At 60.7% G+C, this 18,887-nt stretch carries 13 protein-coding genes; 3 read left to right on the top strand and 10 right to left on the bottom strand.

Annotated elements, in window-relative coordinates:
• Window positions 1-297: 297 nt before the first annotated feature.
• Together HX817_RS18405 and hutC are read right to left on the bottom strand one after the other, a co-directional pair.
• Window positions 298-858 (bottom strand): HutD family protein, encoded by a 561-nt coding sequence (locus tag HX817_RS18405; RefSeq protein WP_177040793.1) that lies wholly within the window; start codon window positions 856-858, stop codon window positions 298-300.
• The gene (gene hutC, locus HX817_RS18400) at window positions 855-1,634 is read right to left on the bottom strand and encodes a histidine utilization repressor (protein ID WP_173406113.1); all 780 of its coding nucleotides are present in this window, start codon (window positions 1,632-1,634) and stop codon (window positions 855-857) included. The genes HX817_RS18405 and hutC overlap by 4 nt, the downstream gene beginning before the upstream one ends.
• 78 nt (window positions 1,635-1,712) lie before the next feature.
• Between hutC and HX817_RS18395 the strand changes: the two genes are divergently transcribed.
• A complete protein-coding gene (locus HX817_RS18395; RefSeq protein ID WP_177040791.1) occupies window positions 1,713-3,077 on the top strand; it encodes a formimidoylglutamate deiminase in 1,365 nt (454 codons plus the stop codon).
• 129 nt (window positions 3,078-3,206) lie between these two features.
• On the opposite strand, the gene HX817_RS18390 is transcribed toward HX817_RS18395, so the two are convergent.
• From HX817_RS18390 to HX817_RS18365, 6 genes are all read right to left on the bottom strand, one after another.
• Complete coding sequence (locus HX817_RS18390; protein ID WP_003217984.1) at window positions 3,207-3,776, bottom strand: lipocalin family protein; 570 nt, start codon at window positions 3,774-3,776, stop codon at window positions 3,207-3,209.
• A gap of 32 nt (window positions 3,777-3,808) precedes the next feature.
• Window positions 3,809-4,063, bottom strand: a complete 255-nt coding sequence (locus tag HX817_RS18385; protein ID WP_003217986.1) for a hypothetical protein — start codon at window positions 4,061-4,063, stop codon at window positions 3,809-3,811.
• A 143-nt stretch (window positions 4,064-4,206) separates the two neighbouring features.
• Window positions 4,207-5,217: a class 1 fructose-bisphosphatase gene (locus HX817_RS18380; protein ID WP_003217989.1), complete on the bottom strand. Its 1,011-nt coding sequence runs from the start codon at window positions 5,215-5,217 to the stop codon at window positions 4,207-4,209.
• A 107-nt stretch (window positions 5,218-5,324) separates the two neighbouring features.
• Entirely contained in the window at window positions 5,325-6,680 is a 1,356-nt protein-coding gene (locus HX817_RS18375; RefSeq protein ID WP_177040789.1) for a DUF3999 domain-containing protein, read from the bottom strand.
• A complete protein-coding gene (locus HX817_RS18370) occupies window positions 6,680-10,216 on the bottom strand; it encodes a DUF2339 domain-containing protein (protein ID WP_177040786.1) in 3,537 nt (1,178 codons plus the stop codon). Before HX817_RS18370 ends, HX817_RS18375 begins: the two co-directional genes overlap by 1 nt.
• Before the next feature lie 170 nt (window positions 10,217-10,386).
• Window positions 10,387-12,837 carry a glycogen/starch/alpha-glucan phosphorylase gene (locus HX817_RS18365; protein WP_003217995.1) on the bottom strand — a complete coding sequence of 817 codons (2,451 nt, stop codon included), beginning with the start codon at window positions 12,835-12,837 and terminating at the stop codon, window positions 10,387-10,389.
• 235 nt (window positions 12,838-13,072) lie between these two features.
• Here HX817_RS18365 and HX817_RS18360 point away from each other — a divergent pair, with 235 nt between their 5' ends.
• A complete protein-coding gene (locus HX817_RS18360) occupies window positions 13,073-13,507 on the top strand; it encodes a YkgJ family cysteine cluster protein (protein ID WP_177040785.1) in 435 nt (144 codons plus the stop codon).
• Window positions 13,508-13,711: 204 nt separating this feature from the next.
• Here HX817_RS18360 and typA read toward each other — a convergent pair whose 3' ends face one another.
• On the bottom strand, window positions 13,712-15,532 hold the full coding sequence (typA, locus tag HX817_RS18355; RefSeq protein WP_003217997.1) for a translational GTPase TypA: 1,821 nt from the start codon (window positions 15,530-15,532) through the stop codon (window positions 13,712-13,714).
• A gap of 139 nt (window positions 15,533-15,671) precedes the next feature.
• Window positions 15,672-17,126, bottom strand: coding sequence for a tRNA uracil 4-sulfurtransferase ThiI (thiI, locus tag HX817_RS18350; protein WP_023659343.1), 1,455 nt, complete (start codon window positions 17,124-17,126; stop codon window positions 15,672-15,674).
• Between the two features lie 333 nt (window positions 17,127-17,459).
• On the opposite strand from thiI, the gene glnA reads away from it, so the two are divergent.
• Window positions 17,460-18,866 carry a glutamate--ammonia ligase gene (gene glnA / locus HX817_RS18345; protein WP_003217999.1) on the top strand — a complete coding sequence of 469 codons (1,407 nt, stop codon included), beginning with the start codon at window positions 17,460-17,462 and terminating at the stop codon, window positions 18,864-18,866.
• Window positions 18,867-18,887: the final 21 nt, after the last annotated feature.

Genomic DNA, 18,887 nt, shown 5'->3' with positions numbered 1-18,887 from the left:
ACATTGATGGGTGCGAAGAGGATGCTCATGGACTCTTACGCACACATCTTTACTTGTACATACAAGCATATGCAATCAAGCGGCCAACTTTGCGCGCAAGGTTTGAAGATTTTTCCGGGACGAGGGTGGAAGCCTTGGAAAACAAGGCTTCGCAGCATGATGAATTTTCTTACGGGGGATTTTTACAGTGCGGGAGACTTGTCATCGAGGCAGGGCTTTGCGCCATGCTGGGGCGTTCGGTAACAAGTTGGTGCGGGAAGAGGGAAACAAAATGTGGGGGAAGAAACCCCCACCTGCTCAAGCGGCGGCAGTCAATTCGATAACGCAGCAACGGCCAATCACGCTGACGTCCAGCAGGCCGGTGTTACCGCCCAGTTGCAGGCAGTCGTGACGGTTCAGCCGCTCACCGAGCACCTTCACTTCATCGGCCACGCTGAACACCAGCACGGTGTGCGCGGCACTGAAGAAACGCTGGGTGCCGTCCATCCATTGCAACCGCGCTTGATAGCGCTGCGGCGAATAGATGAGGTTGAAATCGCGGATCGGCCCGCCGATCAAGCGGCAGGACACCTGGCTGTCACCCTTGAACGGGAATGGCTGCAGCGGTAACAACCCGAGCTGTTCCTCGCCATCCACCGTCAGCACCATGCCCGAGCCTTGCAGCACGGTGATAATGCGCTGGTACCCGGCAAAGGTGGAGAACCCGCCCGACTCGGCGATATCGGCAATCGACAGGCGCCAGCCGAAACCGTCCAGGCCCTCCCCCGCGTCACGGGTGATTTCTTCAGTGCTGCCGCCACCGTTTTTCCACGGCATGCGAATGTAATCGGTAGCGCGCCAGACTTTCATCGAACTCATTTACTGAAACGTCCTTCCAGGCTATGACGGGAACCGGGGTGGATCAAACGTGCGGCCGTGACCGGCTGGCGGCCAGACCAGGTGCGGCGGCGAATCAGCAGGCATGGCTCGCTGGTTTCGATTTGCAGCAGCTTGCATTCGTCGGCGTCGGCCAGGATCGCCTCGACCACGTGCTCGCCTTCGGTCAGCGGCGCCACCTGGTTGAGGTAGGCATAGGGCGTTTGCTGGGTGAAATCCTGCTGCAGGTATTCCGGTGCTACCAGGGCGTTGACGAAACGGTCTTCGATTTGCACCGGAATGTCGTTTTCGTAGTGCACGATCAACGAGTGGAACACCCGCCCGCCTTCGCGCATTTCCAGCGCGACGGCGCGCTCGGAGCCGGCGGCTTCTTCACCGAGGGTAATGACCTTGCACGTATGGCGATGACCGCGGGAGGCGATCTCATCGGCAATGTTGTGCACTTCAAACAGCGCCGACTGGCTCTTGGGCTCGGCGACAAAGGTGCCCACACCTTGCATGCGTACCAGCAGGCCTTCGGCAGTCAACTCGCGCAGGGCGCGGTTGATGGTCATGCGGCTGAAGCCCAACTGGTTGACCAGTTCGCTTTCCGAAGGCACGCGATAATGCGGCGGCCAGTTGCCGTTGAGAATCTGCTGGCTGATCATCTGTTTGACGCGGGCATACAAGGGCGCCGGACTTTCGTCCATGTGGGCAGCCAGTGGAGACTTGGCGGGCGGAGTCGACACAGGAAATCCTTGTAGGTGAAAAAGAAGCATAGCTTGCCGGAGTTTACCGAGCAGGCAAACGTCTGTATATGTATATACAAATAAACACACGACTGGGGTGCCTGAATCATGTCCGCTTTCTTTGCCGAACGCGCGCTGCTGCCTAATGGATGGGCCAACGATGTACGTCTTGAAGTCAGCGCCGATGGCCTGCTGACCAAGGTTGAGCCCAATGCCAGTGCAGACGGTGCCGAACGGCTCAGGGGCCCCGTGCTGGCGGGCATGCCGAACCTGCATTCCCACGCTTTCCAGCGCGCGATGGCCGGGCTGGCGGAAGTGGCCGGCAACCCGAATGACAGTTTCTGGACCTGGCGCGACCTGATGTATCGGATGGTCGGCAAGATCCGCCCCGACCAGTTGCAGGTCATCGCGCGCCAGTTGTATATCGAAATGCTCAAGGCCGGCTACACCTCGGTGGCCGAATTTCACTACGTGCACCACGACGTCAGCGGCCAGCCCTATGCCGACCCTGCGGAGCTGTCGCGGCAAATCAGCCAGGCCGCCGCCAGCAGCGGTATCGGCCTGACGTTGTTGCCGGTGCTCTACAGCCACTCCGGTTTCGGCGGCCAGGCACCCAATGAAGGCCAGCGCCGCTTTATCAACAGCACCGAAAATTACCTGAGCCTGCAATCACGCCTGCAACCGATTCTGGCCGCGCAACCGGCACAACGGCTGGGCCTGTGTTTCCACTCGCTGCGCGCCGTCACACCGCAACAGATCAGCGAAGTGCTGGCCGCCAGCGACAAGGCGTGCCCGGTGCACATCCACATCGCCGAGCAGCAGAAGGAAGTCGACGACTGCCTGGCCTGGAGCGGCCAGCGCCCGCTGCAATGGTTGTATGACCATGTTGAAGTGGATCAGCGCTGGTGCCTGGTGCACGCCACCCACGCCAATCCGGAAGAAGTGACGATGATGGCCAGGAGCCGGGCGATTGCCGGGTTGTGCCTAACCACTGAAGCCAACCTGGGCGACGGGATTTTCCCGGCGGTGGACTTCCTGGCCCAGGGCGGGCGCATGGGGATTGGTTCCGACAGCCATGTATCACTGAGCGTGGTGGAAGAATTGCGCTGGCTGGAATATGGGCAGCGGCTGCGGGACCAGCGGCGCAACCGGCTGTATCGCAGCGATCAGCCGATGGTTGGGCGTACGCTGTTCGATGCCGCGCTGGACGGCGGTGCCGAAGCGTTGGGGCAGCCGATTGGGCGCCTGGAAGTTGGCAAGCGTGCGGACTGTCTGGTGCTGGACGGCAACGATCCGTACCTGGCGACAGCGAACGAAGACGGGATCCTCAATCGCTGGTTGTTTGCCGGTGGTGATCGCCAGGTGCGCGACGTGCTGGTCAACGGCCAGTGGGTGATTCGCGACGGGCATCACGCCGCCGAAGAAGACAGCAGCCGGGCGTTTACCCAGGTCTTGCGGGATTTGCTGGGCTGACAGACGACACATAACAAATGTGGGAGCGGGCTTGCTCGCGAAAGCAGTGGATCAGTCAATACATCTGGTGACTGTCACACCGCCTTCGCGAGCAAGCCCGCTCCCACATTGGATTGGCGCTGTTTCGTATTACTGCGAGGTCTTCGCCATCTGCTTGTCCGACGTACGCCAGATCAAACGCGTGGTGTCATACCCCTGCTGCCGCGCCCTGCTCAGGAGGTCTTCGCGGGTGTCGGCGCTGACCGTCGGCGTGCGCGACAGCAACCACATGTAGCGCCGGCTCGGGCTGCCGACAATGGCGGTCTTGTAGTCATCGCTGACGTACAGCACCCAGTAATCGCCCTTGGCCACGCCCGGCAACAGCGAGGTGAACCAGTTATTGAATTCGACCCACAGTTTGTCGGTCTTGCCGGCGACCTGCGGCGTTGCGGTGCCCTTGGCTTCCTGCCACTTCCACTCAGGGGTCAGGCAGCGGTTGAACACCGACATGTTGCCATCGGGCAACAGCGTGTAGCGGGCTTCGGACTGCGCACAATTGCGCTGGAAGTACATCGGCAAACGGGCCAGCTCATACCAGGTGCCCTGGTAACGCTTGAGGTTGACGCTGCCAACAGTCTTGGGTTGCAGATCATCGCCAGAATGGCTGGCGCAGCCCGCCAAAAACAGGCTGGCGCAGAGGTAGAGAACGAAACGCATCATGTTGTTTTTCTCCCGCAGGCTTTCGCCCCGGTTTACTTCAGGCCTTGCCCGGAAAAAATCAGTACTTTGTCACCGGCATATTGCACGCTGATAAAGCTGTTTTTATCGCCCCAGGTGCAACTGGACATACCCAGCGCGCCAGAACAATCAGTCGGCTTGCCCAACAACGACTCCACCTCGGCCTTTGGCATGCCGGCCGACAGTTTTGCGTAATTTTCTTGAGTGACCTTGCTGCAAGCGGCCAGAAGCACGCAAAACGACAACAGGGCGAGACGGCGTAACGACATGGAAAAACTCCTGGAGAGACGAAGCAGCTTGGGGGTCTGCCAGAAGCTTAGAAGGGAAAAGAGGTGTCTGGTTCCCGACGAGCGAAAACAAAAAAGCCCCGAAAACGCTGAAACGTTTCGGGGCTTTTGCTTACCGCAAGGACTTACGCCTTGTGGTAGCCGGTCACACGCTCAACTTCTTCCTTCGAACCCAGGAACACCGCTACGCGCTGGTGCAGGCCTTCAGGCTGGATGTCGAGGATGCGCTGGTGGCCGTCGGTGGACGCACCGCCCGCCTGCTCAACCAGGAACGACATCGGGTTGGCTTCGTACATCAGGCGCAGCTTGCCTGGCTTGGACGGCTCGCGGCTGTCGCGTGGGTACATGAACAGGCCACCACGGGTCAGGATGCGGTGCACGTCGGCAACCATCGCAGCCACCCAGCGCATGTTGAAGTTCTTCTTCAGCGGGCCTTCTTCGCCGGCCATCAACTCGCCCACGTAGCGGGTAACCGGCTCTTCCCAGTGACGCTGGTTGGACATGTTGATTGCAAATTCCTGGGTGGACGCAGGAATGGTGATGTCTTCGTGGGTGAGCACGAAGCTGCCCATTTCGCGGTCCAGAGTGAAGCCCTTGACGCCGTCGCCCAGGGTCAGCACCAGCATGGTCTGTGGGCCGTAGATCGCGTAACCGGCAGCTACCTGCTCGGTGCCCGGCTGCAGGAAGGCCTTTTCGTTCAGGGCTTCGTTCTGGCTCAGGTATTCGTTCGGGCAACGCAGTACCGAGAAGATGGTGCCGACTGGCGCGTTGATGTCGATGTTCGACGAACCGTCCAGCGGGTCGAATACCAGCAGGTACGCGCCTTTCGGGTATTTGCCCGGGATCTGGTAGGCATTGTCCATTTCTTCGGACGCCATGCCGGCCAGGTGACCGCCCCACTCGTTGGCTTCGAGCAGGATTTCGTTGGAGATCACGTCAAGCTTCTTCTGCACTTCGCCTTGTACGTTTTCAGTGCCCATGCTGCCCAGGACACCACCCAGCGCGCCTTTGGACACGGCGTGGCTGATTTCCTTGCAAGCACGCGCCACCACTTCGATAAGGAAGCGCAGATCGGCAGGCGTGTTGTTGCTGCGGGTCTGCTCGATCAAATAGCGACTCAGGGTAACGCGGGACATGGAAGGCTCCGGAAATGGGGGGCTAAAAACCCGCGCAGTTTAACGCGAGTCGGGGCGTATTTCCTCCTATCAGAGGATTTAAACCCAATAGAGTTCATGGACTTTATTTAACGTGCCACCGGTGGCTTGCGCAGCAAACTGTAGGCCATGGCGCCCAGGGCCGCCACACCGAGCAGCAGCACGGCCCAAAGACCGAGCTTTTTCCAGTTCGGCCCGGCAACAACCGGGGCCGCGACCGCAGCCGATGTGACCACCGCCTCGCCCGCCACCTTGGCCTGCCCAAGCCCCGCGAGACGTTCGGCGCTGTAGTCCGGAATCAGGGTCGACAGCGGCAAGTTCGCGCCTTTCACCGACGGATTGCCGAGCACAAGGGTGAACGGTGGCTCGCCCCGCGCCAGGAACACCAACTGCGTGGCCCGCACCGCAAAGCTCAAGGTCGGCGCCTCCACGCCCAGGCCACCGCCACGTTCGTCCACGTCGAGCTTGAGCTGGGCAACAGCCTGGCCCGGCAACTGCAGTTCGTTCTGTAAAACGTCCTGGCCATTTTGCGTCAACCGGTAGAGCAAACCGCTGCTCATGGGCTGCCAGGCCTGATTACTTTCCCGGCGGCCCGACAAGGTGACCGGCGCCAGGCTGTTGGGTTGGCTCAAGTCGATTCGCAAGCGTTCGACGTTCAGTGCGTTGGGCAACTGCCAGCTGTATTCCCCGGCCTTGAGCCGGCTGCCCGACAACGGCTGCGACCACACCAGCGGCAACGGCAGGCTGTGGGCGCTGACACTCTCCAACTGCGCCGACGTCAGCGCCGGTGCCGCCTGGCCTTTCCACAGCAGACGCAGATACCGCGCCGACTGCCCCGGCAAACTCACTTCATGCTGCTCGACGCGCTCATCGGCGAACGACAACCGCGCCACCTGCCCTTCGCCCCAGGCGCGCCAGTGCTGCAAGTCGTCGCTGGCTTCGATGCTGAAACGCTGGAAGCCGTCGCGCTCGCTGGTCCAGTCGAGGATCAGTTGCTGCAACGGGGCCTTGATCGCACTCGCATCGAGCAGCCAGCCGCGCAGCACTTCTTCGCCGGCCTCCAGTTGGCTCGGCGGCTGCACTTGCACCAGCGTGCCGGTGGACGTGGATTGCACACGCACGCTGGGCACGGCTTCGGAGGAGTCAGCCGCAGCGTACAACGGGAACCACTTCACGTTGGACAGGCTGCGGCTTTCGGTGCTTTGCGCCGACTGCCGCGCCAGTGCGTAAGCCTGGGGCTCGCCAGCGGCGTTGAACACCCGCACATCACCCAGGTCGGCCTGACGGGCGCTCAATTGCACCGCCAGCGGCAGTTCCAGGCGGTACCACGGGCCTTCGCCACTGACCGTCAGCGGCACACGCGTGGTGAAATCGGCGGGCGTCTCCTGGGCCCAGGCCGATAACGTCGTGCACAACCCCAACAGCGCCACACTCAGCTTGCCCATCAAGAGGCCACTCCTTCAGTTTCAACCACCGGCTCGGGGCGCTTGGGGGGCAGCGGGGCGAAATAGCCCACCACCAGCAACAGCCCGCCCACACCGATAAACGATACGATCCGCGCCAGCCCGCCGCGGTTGCTCAATTCGACGAAGAACAATTTGGCCACCACCACGGCAATCAATGCCGCACCGATCAGCCACACCTCACGCCGGTGACGCAGATGGCCGCCGATCATCAGGCTCAGGGCAATCAGGGTCCACACGATCGACAGCCCGGCCTGCACCAGCATCGACTCCAGCAACGCATCCAGATGGAACGGCACGCCACCCCAGTGATGAGCCGTGCGCATCACCAGCGCAGTGAAGAAGGCGAACAACGAGACACCGGCGACCGCCTGGGCGACCAGTTCGGCGCGCGGGCCGCGTTGCGGTGCGGCACTGCGGGACCACAGGTACACACCCAGCAGCGCGAATAGCAATCCAATATCCAGCGGGTTGAGCAGCGGCACATACGGCAGCGGCTCGGCGGTGCCGTCGCTGAAGATATTCGCCAGCCAGAACCAGCCGAGCATCAACATCGCCAGCGGCAACGCGGCATACAACCGGTACTCGCGCGGGTACGCCGACACCGGCCACGGCCAACTGCGTGGCGCGGCGGCCAGCACCAGGTATAGGCTCGGCAGGATCGCCCAGCCCAGCCAGCGCCAGGCGTTGTATTCCTCGGACAGCAGCAACAGGCCGTAGCGCAGCTCCAGCGCCAGCACGCCGATCAGCAGCCAGCAACCAAGCACATGCGCGGCGCTCAGGGCTTTCTCCGGAATGACCGAAGCCAGGCGTCGCAGCGACACGAAGTGCACCGCAAACACCGCCGCCCATGCCAGCCAGGCGAAGTTCGCCGCCGGGTGATAACGCGAGCCCCACGAGCCCAGCAACACCACGCCCGCCGCCGGCATCAACAGCGTGCACAGCAAGCCCAGCGACGCCCATTGCAGCCTCAGGGCCAATACCGCCCAGATCGCCACACTCACCGCCGCTACCGCCAACAGCCAGGTGCCTTGCAGCATCGACGGTGCAAAACGCAGCACTTCGCTGACCAACGCCAGCGTCCACCAACCCGCACCCCACACCAGCAGCACGTCGGACAGCCGCTGCAAACTCAACGCCTCGAACACCGGCGCATGAGGCCTGCGCTGCAAGCGCCAGGCACCGACCAGCGCCGCCAGCCCGAGCACCATTGGCGTCCAGAAACCGCTATGGCCCAAAGGACGCAAACCCTCGCTGGTCAGCGGCCCGAGCAGGTCCGGCACCGCGATCAGGAACGAAGCGCCGCCGATCACTTGCAGCAACAACCCGAAGACAAAACTGACGCGCTGTTGCAGGTACAGGCTCAGCCAGATGATCAACAAACCACTGGCCGCCCACACGCCGCTGGCGGTCTCCCACGGCAGCACAAACAGCACCGCCAGGTTGATCAGCACCAACCCGGCGAGCAACACCACCGACAGGCCACGCAACAACCGCACATCGCTGCGCACCATGGTGTCCCGCGCGGCCAGCAGCATGCCGCCGATCAATGCCAGGCCAATCAGCGATGCGGTGAGCAAGCCGCTCCAGCCCGCACTGAACACCGCGCCTGAATCAGCACCCGCTTGCAGGCGCAGCAGGAACAGCGCACCACCCAGCAGTTGCACGGCAAACGCGGTGAAGAGGAACGTACGCGAGCCGATGCGCAGGCCCACCAGCAAGGTCGCAAGACCGGCAAGCGCCCAACTGATGGCAGTGCCTTGGGTCCACAGCAGCAACGGTGCGAGCAGGTACAAGAAGCCAAGGCCGACGCAGGCCAATACCGGCAAACCTCGACGCTCCCACTGCGCCGCGTGCTCCACCGGCGCCTTGCGCAACTGGTCAAAACTGAACAGCAAGGCCGCCCCCAGCAACAACGCACCCAAGGGTGCACCGTCCAGCAGGCTGGTCTCGCCAATCCGCAATTCGCTGAGGAACGCCAGCGCCGAACCGACTTGCAACAGCAAGCCAAACGCCCGTGCCAAAGGCCGCTGCTGACGCAGGCCGAGCCAGAAAATCCCGGCGCCTTCCACGGCCCAGGCCGCCGCGGTCCAGCGTGCGTCGAGGCCCAACGGAATCGCCAGGCTGGCGAAGATCACACCCAGCGCCAGGCAGGTTTCCGCCAGCAGCAAGGCGCGCCCGCCATTCAGCAAACGAGCCAGGCCCATATAGATGATGCCCAGGGCCAGCGCGCTGAACGCAGCGGCAAATTCCAGGTGCTGCACCAGCGCAAACTGCAAACCGAAGCCCACCAGCGGCGGACCGAACAGCATGCTGCCGTCGACATAATCGCCCTTGGCCGCCGACCAGCGCAGCAACGCGCCACGGCTGTCATCGTCCGGCGCGTCGCGCATCTCCAGCAACTTGCGCCGGGCGAACAACAGGCCGATGCCCAGGTACATCAGGAAAAATAGAATCAGGAACGGCTCGGTGCTCCACAGCAACTCCGGTGTATAGGAGCGCATGCCCCAGGCGAAGCCGATGCCGAAGGTGCCGACAAAACCGATCAAATTGAGCAGGCGCCAGGCCTTGAACCAGGCGATGGCGAGAATGCCTGCGTTGAGCAGGGCGAAATAGCTGAACAGCGCCACATGGTTGCCGGCGCCGGTGGACGTGAGGATCGGTGCCGCAAAACCGCCGAGTGCAGCGGCGCAGGCCAGGCCGAGGGCGTCCTGGGTAATCGCCAGGATCGCCGAGAAAACGGTGACCGCCACCAGCAAGCCGAGTGCCGCGCCGGGGTCGAGCAGCGGGTGCAGGCGCATCGCGGCGAACACCGTGAGGTACAACACCGCAATGCCGGTGCCCTGCAGCATCAACCCGTAATTACTGTTGCGCAGCCGCAGCCACCAACCCAGGCCCAGCAGTGCCAATGCGCAACCGGCGACACCTGCGTAACGCAACTCGATTGGCACCACCATGCCTTCAGTGGCATAGCGCAGCAGGAAGGCCAGGCCGAGGAACAACAACACCACGCCGACCCGCAGCACGGTGTTGCCACCGAACAGCCAGTTGCGGGCACCGCTGATTGCGCGCTCGATAAAGTTGGGGCCGCGAGGCACCGCAGGCGCGGCAGGTTGTTCAGGGATTTTCGCGCTCGGTTCGGCCCGCCACACATCAGCCGGCAATGGCTGGCTGGGTTCGGCCACCACACTTGAGTAGGCAGGTTCCAGTTCGGCGGGTAATTCCCAGACGAGTTCAGGCGGCGCCGCTACCGGCAGCGGCTCTTCGACAAACACAGGTCCGGGGGTTTCAACGGCGGCAGGCCTTTCCAGCAAGGCCAGGCGTTGCTCGACCACTTTCAGGGCGTTGCGGGCAGACTCCAACTGACGGCCTTGTTCCTCCGTACGCGAGGCGAGCATCGACAGGCGAATCGCCTGGCCAATGCCCAAACCGAGCAGCGCACCAATGCCCGCATCACTGAACGACTCGTCGAGTGTCCAGCCGAGCACCAGGCCAATCAGCATGAAAATCCATTGCATGGTCGATATCCCTAAGCAGCCCGAAGCGGGCAAAGGCGATGCTCAGTATATCGACACGGACCCCATGTGGGAGCGGGCTTGCCCGCGAAGGCGGTGGATCAGTCACAAATTTGTCGACTGACGCTGCGCTTTCGCGAGCAAGCCCGCTCCCACATTTTTTATTGCAGTGTCTAATCCAACGCTTTCCAGATTTCCGTCGCGTATTCGCGGATGGTCCGGTCCGACGAGAACCAGCCCATGCGCGCGGTATTGAGCACCGCCGAACGCCACCATTCCTTGGAGTCGTGCCAATGGGCCTCGACCCGCGCCTGGGCATCCCAGTAGGAATCGAAGTCGGCACAGACCAGGAAGCGGTCGTAGTCGATCAGCGAATCCACCAACCCGGCATAACGGCCCGGATCATCCGGTGAGAACACCCCGCCACGAATCGCTTGCAGCACATCATTCAAGCGATGGGACGCGGCGATCTCTGGCCCGGCGTTGAATTCGCCCGCGTGTTTGCGCGCTTCCACCTGCTGGGCGCTGAGGCCGAAGATGAACATGTGGTCGGCACCCACGCGCTCGTGCATCTCGACGTTGGCGCCGTCCATGGTGCCGATCGTCAGCGCGCCGTTGAGGCCGAATTTCATGTTGCTGGTGCCCGAGGCTTCAAAGCCGGCGGTGGAAATCTGCTCCGACAAGTCGGCCGCCGGAATGATGCTTTCCGCCAGGCTGACGTTGTAGTTGGGCAGGAATACCACCTTGAGCAACCCGCGCACAGTAGGGTCGTTGTTGACGGTACGGGCGATGTCGTTGGTCAGCTTGATGATCAGCTTGGCCTGGTGATAGCTGGCCGCGGCCTTGCCGGCGAAGATCTTCACCCGCGGCACCCAGTCGGTGCCCGGCTCGGCCCGGATCGCCTGGTACAGCGCGACGGTGTGCATCAGGTTCAGCAGCTGGCGCTTGTACTCGTGGATCCGCTTGACCTGCACATCGAACATCGCCGCCGGGTTGACCGAAATCCCCAGGCGCTCGTGAATGATGTCGGCCAGTGCCCGCTTACTGTGCAGGCGCTGTTCGGCGAAGGCCTTGCGAAAGGCTTGCTTCTCGGCGAACGGTTCCAGGTCTGCCAGGCGCTGTTCGGGGTTATCCAGCACGTCCGGGCCCAGTGCTTCCACCAGCATCGCCGTGAGCTTGGGGTTGGCCTGGTACAGCCAGCGGCGGAAGGTAATGCCGTTGGTTTTGTTGTTGATGCGGTCCGGGTAGAGCTTGTGCAGTTCGGAGAACACCGTGCTGCGCATCAGTTGCGTGTGCAGGCCGGATACGCCGTTGACACTGTGGGAGCCGAGGAACGCCAGGTTGCCCATGCGTACGCGGCGACCGTTGTCTTCTTCGATCAGCGAGACGGCACGCAGCACGTCGAAGTCATGGATGCCCTTGGCCCGCAGCGAGTCGATATGCTGGGCGTTGATCAGGTAGATGATCTGCATGTGCCGCGGCAGCATGCGCTCCATCAGGCCGACTGGCCAGGTTTCCAACGCCTCGGGGAGCAAGGTGTGGTTGGTGTACGAAAGGGTTTCGACGGTGACGTCCCAGGCGGCATCCCACGGGATGTCGTGCAGGTCCACCAACTGACGCATCAACTCGGCCACCGCGATCGACGGGTGAGTGTCGTTGAGCTGGATGGCCGCGTGCTCGCCCAGGCTCAATACCGAGCCGTGCATGTTCTTGTGGCGACGCAGCAGATCCTGCAACGAGGCGGAGACGAAGAAGTACTCCTGGCGCAGGCGCAGCTCCTGCCCTGCTTCGGTGCTGTCGGCCGGGTAAAGCACTCGGGAGATGCTTTCGGCGCGGGCCACCTCGGCGACGGCGCCCAGGTGGTCACCGGCGTTGAAACGTTCCAGGTGCAGGTCTTCCACCGCACGGGCACGCCACAGGCGCAAGGTGTTGACGCTTGCGCCGCGCCAGCCGACGACCGGGGTGTCATAAGCCACCGCGCGTACGGTTTCATTCGGCGACCAGACCTGGATCGACTTGCCGGACGCGTCCAGCACGGTTTCCACACCACCGCCAAAGCCGATCGGGTAGATCACTTCGGCGCGCTCGAACTCCCAGGGGTTGCCGAAATCCAGCCAGCGTTCGGTTTGCTCCTGCTGCCAGCCATCGACAATCGCCTGGCGAAACAGCCCGTGCTCATACCGAATGCCATAGCCATGGCCGGCGATGCCCAGGGTCGACATGCTTTCCATGAAGCAGGCCGCCAGGCGGCCAAGGCCACCGTTGCCCAGGGCCGCGTCGGGCTCCAGCAGGCGAATGCGCTCCATGTCCACACCCAACTCGCTCATGGCCTCACGGGCCACGTCCAGCAAGCCAAGGTTGCTCAGGCTGTCGTAGAGCAGACGGCCGATCAGGAATTCCAGCGAGAGGTAATAGACCCGCTTCTGTCCCTTGCGGTAGATGTGCCGCGTGTGGTCCATCCAGTGGTCGACCATGTGGTCGCGGGCGGCCAGTGCGATGGCTTCAAACCAATCGTGGTCGAAGGCGTGATCGGGGTCCTTGCCCACCGCATAGGTAAGTTTGGTCAAGACGGCATCGCGAAATGCGGCTACCTCTGCTTCTCGTACAAGCGGTTCCTGAGACATCGATGCGACCTCGGGCGAGATAGAAGGAGTTGCTAGAGCCTAGACGGTCTGACAGACGGTAGACGCTCTGGTTCGGCAGTTTTTTAACTCATTCACCTTTGCGGGAATTTGATGCAGGGGCCGTGCCCGTTTGTGGCCCGGCACAGCCTTCGAGCTGAAAGCTGGAAGATATTGTTCAAAAAACCACCAGTTCCGGTATGATCCCGCGCCGGATAACACCCCTCTTGGAAACCTGATGAAGCCTCAACTGATCGCCGCCGCGGAACTCGACCGTCTCGAGACCTGGCAGAAATACTCAAGCCATATGTGTGGCGGCTGTGTGTCGAGCTGCTGCACCCTGCCGGTTGAGGTGAAGATCAAGGACCTGATCCGCATCGGCATCGTCGATGAGTTCGAGCGTGGCGACCCGCCGAAGAACATCGCCAAGCGCTTGCAGAAGGAAGGCATCGTCGAGCGCTTCAACGCCAAATCCGAGATCTTCACCCTGCAGCGCATGAGCAACAACGATTGCCTGTACCTGGATCGTAAGAGCCGCTTCTGCACTATTTATGACAAGCGCCCGGATACTTGCCGCAATCACCCGAAAATCGGGCCGCGCCCGGGGTATTGCGCGTACAAGCCGAAGGAAGTGGTGCGCGAGACCAGGTTCAAGACCCTCGACAGGTTCTGATCCAGATTTTTTATTGCTTGAACTACCGCTTTCGCGAGCAAGCCCGCTCCCACACTTGACCTTACTCATCTTGAAAAAACGCGGTCGAATGTGGGAGCGGGCTTGCTCGCGAAGGGGCCCGCACAGTCACTACAGATATTGCAGGCATAAAAAAACGCCCCCGGCCTTTCGACCGGGGGCGTTTTTCATTCAGCCTGAGTTAACTCAGTTCTTGGCTTTCTTGGCAGCGCGGGTACGCTCGCCTTCGTCCAGGATCTTCTTACGCAGGCGGATCGACTTAGGCGTAACTTCGCACAGCTCGTCGTCCTGGATGAATTCCAGAGCCTGTTCCAGGGTGAAGCGAACAGGTGGAACCAGAGCGATGGTTTCGTCTTTACCCGAAGCACGCATGTTGTCGAGCTTCTTGCCTTTGGTTGGGTTGACGCCCATGTCGTTGTCACGGCTGTTCAGGCCAACGATCTGACCGTTGTAGATCTCTTGACCGTGTTCAACGAACAGCTTGCCACGCGCCTGGAGGGTTTCCAGGGAGTAGGTCAGCGCCTTGCCGGTTTCTACCGATACCAGAACACCGTTCTGACGGCCGGACATGTCGCCGGACTTCATGGTGTCGTAGCGATCGAAGATCGAGGTCAGGATGCCAGCACCGTTGGTCAGGGTCAGGAACTGGTTACGGAAACCGATCAGACCACGAGCAGGGATGTTGTATTCCAGACGCACACGGCCTTTGCCATCCGGCACCATGTTGGTCAGGTCGCCCTTACGCAGGCCCATCTCTTCCATGACCTTGCCCTGGGATTCTTCAGGGGTGTCGATGGTGACGTTTTCAAACGGTTCCTGCTTCACGCCGTCAACCTGGCGGATGATCACTTCAGGACGACCAACGCCCATTTCGAAGCCTTCGCGACGCATGGTTTCGATCAGTACCGAGAGGTGCAGCTCACCACGGCCGGAAACCTTGAACTTGTCAGCCGAGTCGCCTTCTTCAACGCGCAGAGCAACGTTGTACAGCAGCTCTTTGTCCAGACGTTCCTTGATGTTACGGGAAGTCACGAACTTGCCTTCTTTACCGCAGAAAGGCGAGTCGTTTACCTGGAAGGTCATGGAAACGGTTGGCTCGTCAACGGTCAGAGGCTTCATCGCCTCGACGTTGTCCGGCTGGCACAGGGTGTCGGAGATGAACAGCGAGTCCATACCGCTCACACACACGATGTCACCGGCAAACGCTTCTTCAACGTCGATGCGGTGCAGGCCGTGGTGACCCATCAGCTTCAGGATACGACCGTTGCGCTTCTTGCCGTCGGCGCCGATGGCGACCACCGGAGTGTTCGGCTTGACGCTACCACGAGCGATACGGCCAACACCGATAACACCCAGGAAGCTGTTGTAGTCCAGTGCCGAGATTTGCATCTGGAACGGGCCTTCACGGTCAACTTTCGGAGCCGGTACGTTGTCGACGATCGACTGGTACAACGGGGTCATGTCTTCAGCCATGTCGGTGTGTTCCAGACCGGCAATGCCGTTCAGGGCCGAGGCGTAGACGACTTTGAAGTCCAACTGTTCTTCGGTGGCACCCAGGTTGTCGAACAGGTCGAAGATCTGGTCCAGAACCCAGTCCGGACGCGCGCCTGGACGGTCAACCTTGTTGATGCACACGATCGGACGCAGGCCGGCTTCGAAAGCCTTCTTGGTCACGAAACGGGTTTGCGGCATAGGGCCGTCTTGAGCGTCAACCAGCAGCAGAACGGAGTCAACCATCGACATTACGCGTTCAACTTCGCCGCCGAAGTCGGCGTGGCCCGGGGTATCCACGATGTTGATGTGGTAGCCGTTCCAGTTGATGGCGGTGTTTTTCGCCAGAATGGTAATACCGCGCTCTTTCTCCTGGTCGTTGGAGTCCATCACGCGCTCGTCGTTGAGCTCGTTGCGCTCCAGGGTGCCGGATTGACGCAAGAGTTTGTCTACCAGGGTGGTCTTACCATGGTCAACGTGAGCAATGATGGCGATGTTGCGTAGATTTTCGATCACTTGTGTATCTCGATCAGAGGATTCGGTGTGCTGACAGGTCGTGGCAGCGATTAACAGTAGAGTCAGGCCTTGCCGTTACAGCTTGACGGCAGAGTCGGGGGGCCGGTGACGCAGGCCACAGGCAAACAGCCCCGGGCTCTTAGCTCGGTCGATAAACGCGCACATTGGCATGCCCCTCACTGAGCAAATGGTGGGCATGCAGGCGACTCATCACGCCTTTGTCGCAATACAACAGGTACTGACGGCTGTCATCCAGTTCCTTGAAACGCGCATTCAATGCATAGAACGGCAGCGTTTGTACGTCGATGCCAGCAATTTCCAGCGGCTCGTCTTCAGCGGCATCCGGGTGACGGATGTCGATGATGATCTGACCGGCCAGAGCCTCGCTGACTTCTTCGATCTGCAAATCCTGGCCCAATTCGTCGATAACCCGATCGATCGGCACCAGCTTGGCGTTCTCAAGCGCACGCTCGAGCACCGCCATATCGAACTGTTGTTCTTCGTACTCCACGCGGTTGCGCTTGGCGTGGGTCTTGGGGTTCACCGAGATGACCCCGCAATATTCCGGCATGTGCTTGGCGAAATCCGCCGTGCCGATCTGGGTCGCCAGGTCGATTATGTCTTGCTTGTGACTGGCGATCAGCGGGCGCAGTACCAGCTTCTCGGTCACAGAGTCGATCAACGACAGGTTCGGCAGGGTCTGGCTGGACACCTGGGAAATCGCTTCACCGGTGACCAGTGCGTCGATTTCCAGCCGATCCGCGATTCGGGACGCAGCGCGTAACATCATACGCTTCAATACTACGCCCATATGACTGTTATCGACTTTCCCGAGAATTTCTCCCAGGACTTCCTCGAACGGTACGCTGACAAACAGCACCCGTTGCGAGCTGCCGTACTTCTTCCAGATGTAATGCGCGACTTCCATCACGCCCAATTCGTGTGCACGCCCGCCCAGGTTGAAGAAGCAGAAGTGGCTCATCAGCCCGCGGCGCATGATCTGGTAGGCCGCGACAGTGGAATCGAAACCGCCGGACATCAATACCAGGGTCTGTTCCAGGGCACCCAGAGGGTAGCCGCCGATGCTGTCGTGCTGGCTGTGGATCACAAACAACCGTTGGTCGCGAATTTCCATCCGCACTTCAATTTGCGGCTCTTTCAGGGAAATTCCGGCAGCGCCGCACTCGCGACGCAGCTTGCTGCCCACGTATTTCTCGACATCCATGGAGCTGAACGGGTGCTTGCCGGCGCGTTTGCAACGCACTGAAAACACCTTGCCTGCCAGCACATCGCCGTAGTGCTGCTTGCACTTTTCGGTGATGTCGTCGAAGTCGCCCAGCGGGTACTCGTCGACCTGCAGGAAATGCGCGATGCCCGGCACGCAGCTCAGGCGCTCGGTCATGTCCTTCAGGGCCTTGGGGTCTGTGAGGCGGGTTTCCAGCTCGAGATTGTCCCACACACCATTCACCACCACAGCCGGGTCCAGATCGCGGAGCACGGCACGGATGTTCTTGGCCAATTGACGGATGAAACGCATCCGTACCGGTCGGCTCTTGATGGTGATCTCGGGGAAGACTTTAACGATTAATTTCATGAAAACAGCGCGCGCAGGCCCAGCCGAAAAAGGGGGGCGCGGATTATAGCGGAAATCGCTCAAGGTTTAACCAGTTAATATGCAACTGACCTTTCGCGCACCAAAACGGGTCATAAACCAAAATAAGCGCTACATTGCGGTGCGCAATTTCTTCCGTTTCAGCGGATTGCACCTTTATAGGGGCGTTTTTGTGGCAAAAAACCCATGTCGGGGCACTGGCATGCAATTTGCTCTCTTGTGAGGCAGGTTGCCTTGGTCGAGTATTCGCGCCGGCATCACCCACATTCTAAGGGCTACTCCACTACCCCAGCCCGAAGCCACCCGGAGGACACTATGTCGAAGTCGGTTCAACTCATCAAAGATCATGACGTCAAATGGATTGATCTGCGCTTCACGGACACAAAAGGCACTCAGCACCACGTGACCATGCCGGCTCGCGACGCGCTGGATGACGCCTTCTTCGAAGAAGGCAAAATGTTCGACGGCTCCTCCATTGCTGGCTGGAAAGGCATCGAAGCGTCCGACATGATCCTGATGCCGGACGACAGCACTGCCGTACTCGACCCGTTCACCGAAGACCCAACCTTGATCATCGTCTGCGACGTGATCGAGCCTTCGACCATGCAGGGCTACGACCGTGACCCACGTGCGATCGCCAAGCGTGCCGAGGAATACCTGAAGTCGACCGGTATCGGCGACACCGTATTCGTAGGCCCGGAACCAGAATTCTTCATCTTTGATTCGGTCAAGTTCAAGTCCGACATCTCTGGCTCCATGTTCAAGATCTTCTCCGAACAAGGTTCGTGGATGTCCGACCAGGACGTGGAAGGCGGCAACAAAGGCCACCGTCCAGGTATCAAAGGCGGCTACTTCCCGGTTCCTCCGTTCGACCACGACCACGAAATCCGTACCTCCATGTGCAACGCCATGGAAGAGATGGGCCTGGTCATCGAAGTTCACCACCACGAAGTGGCGACTGCCGGCCAGAACGAAATCGGCGTGAAGTTCAACACCCTGGTTGCCAAGGCTGACGAAGTTCAGACCCTGAAGTACTGCGTACACAACGTGGCTGATGCCTACGGCCGTACCGCTACCTTCATGCCTAAGCCTCTGTACGGCGATAACGGTTCGGGTATGCACGTTCACCTGTCCATCGCCAAAGAAGGCAAGAACACCTTCGCTGGCGAAGGTTATGCCGGCCTGTCCGACACTGCCCTGTACTTCATCGGCGGTATCATCAAGCACGGTAAGGCCCTGAACGGCTTCACCAACCCGTCGACCAACTCCTACAAGCGTCTGGTCCCAGGTTTCGAAGCTCCGGTAATGCTCGCCTACTCGGCTCGCAACCGTTCCGCTTCGATCCGTATTCCTTACGTGTCCAGCCCTCGCGCTCGCCGTATCGAAGCCCGTTTCCCGGATCCGGCAGCCAACCCGTACCTGGCCTTCGCTGCTCTGGTCATGGCCGGCCTGGACGGTATCCAGAACAAGATCCACCCTGGCGATGCCGCCGACAAAAACTTGTACGACCTGCCGCCTGAAGAGGCCAAAGAGATCCCACAAGTGTGCGGCAGCCTGAAAGAAGCCCTGGAAGAGCTGGACAAGGGCCGTGCGTTCCTGACCAAAGGCGGCGTGTTCAGCGACGACTTTATCGATGCCTACATCGCCCTGAAAAGCGAAGAAGAAATCAAGGTCCGCACCTTCGTACACCCACTGGAATACGAGCTGTACTACAGCTGCTGATCCGGTAGCGCTGCGTAACGC

The sequence above is a fragment of the Pseudomonas sp. C6002 genome, from assembly GCF_013385805.1.
Taxonomy (GTDB): domain Bacteria; phylum Pseudomonadota; class Gammaproteobacteria; order Pseudomonadales; family Pseudomonadaceae; genus Aquipseudomonas.
The sequence above is the reverse complement of the archived record's forward strand: the minus strand, read 5'-3'. Positions and strand labels throughout refer to the sequence as shown.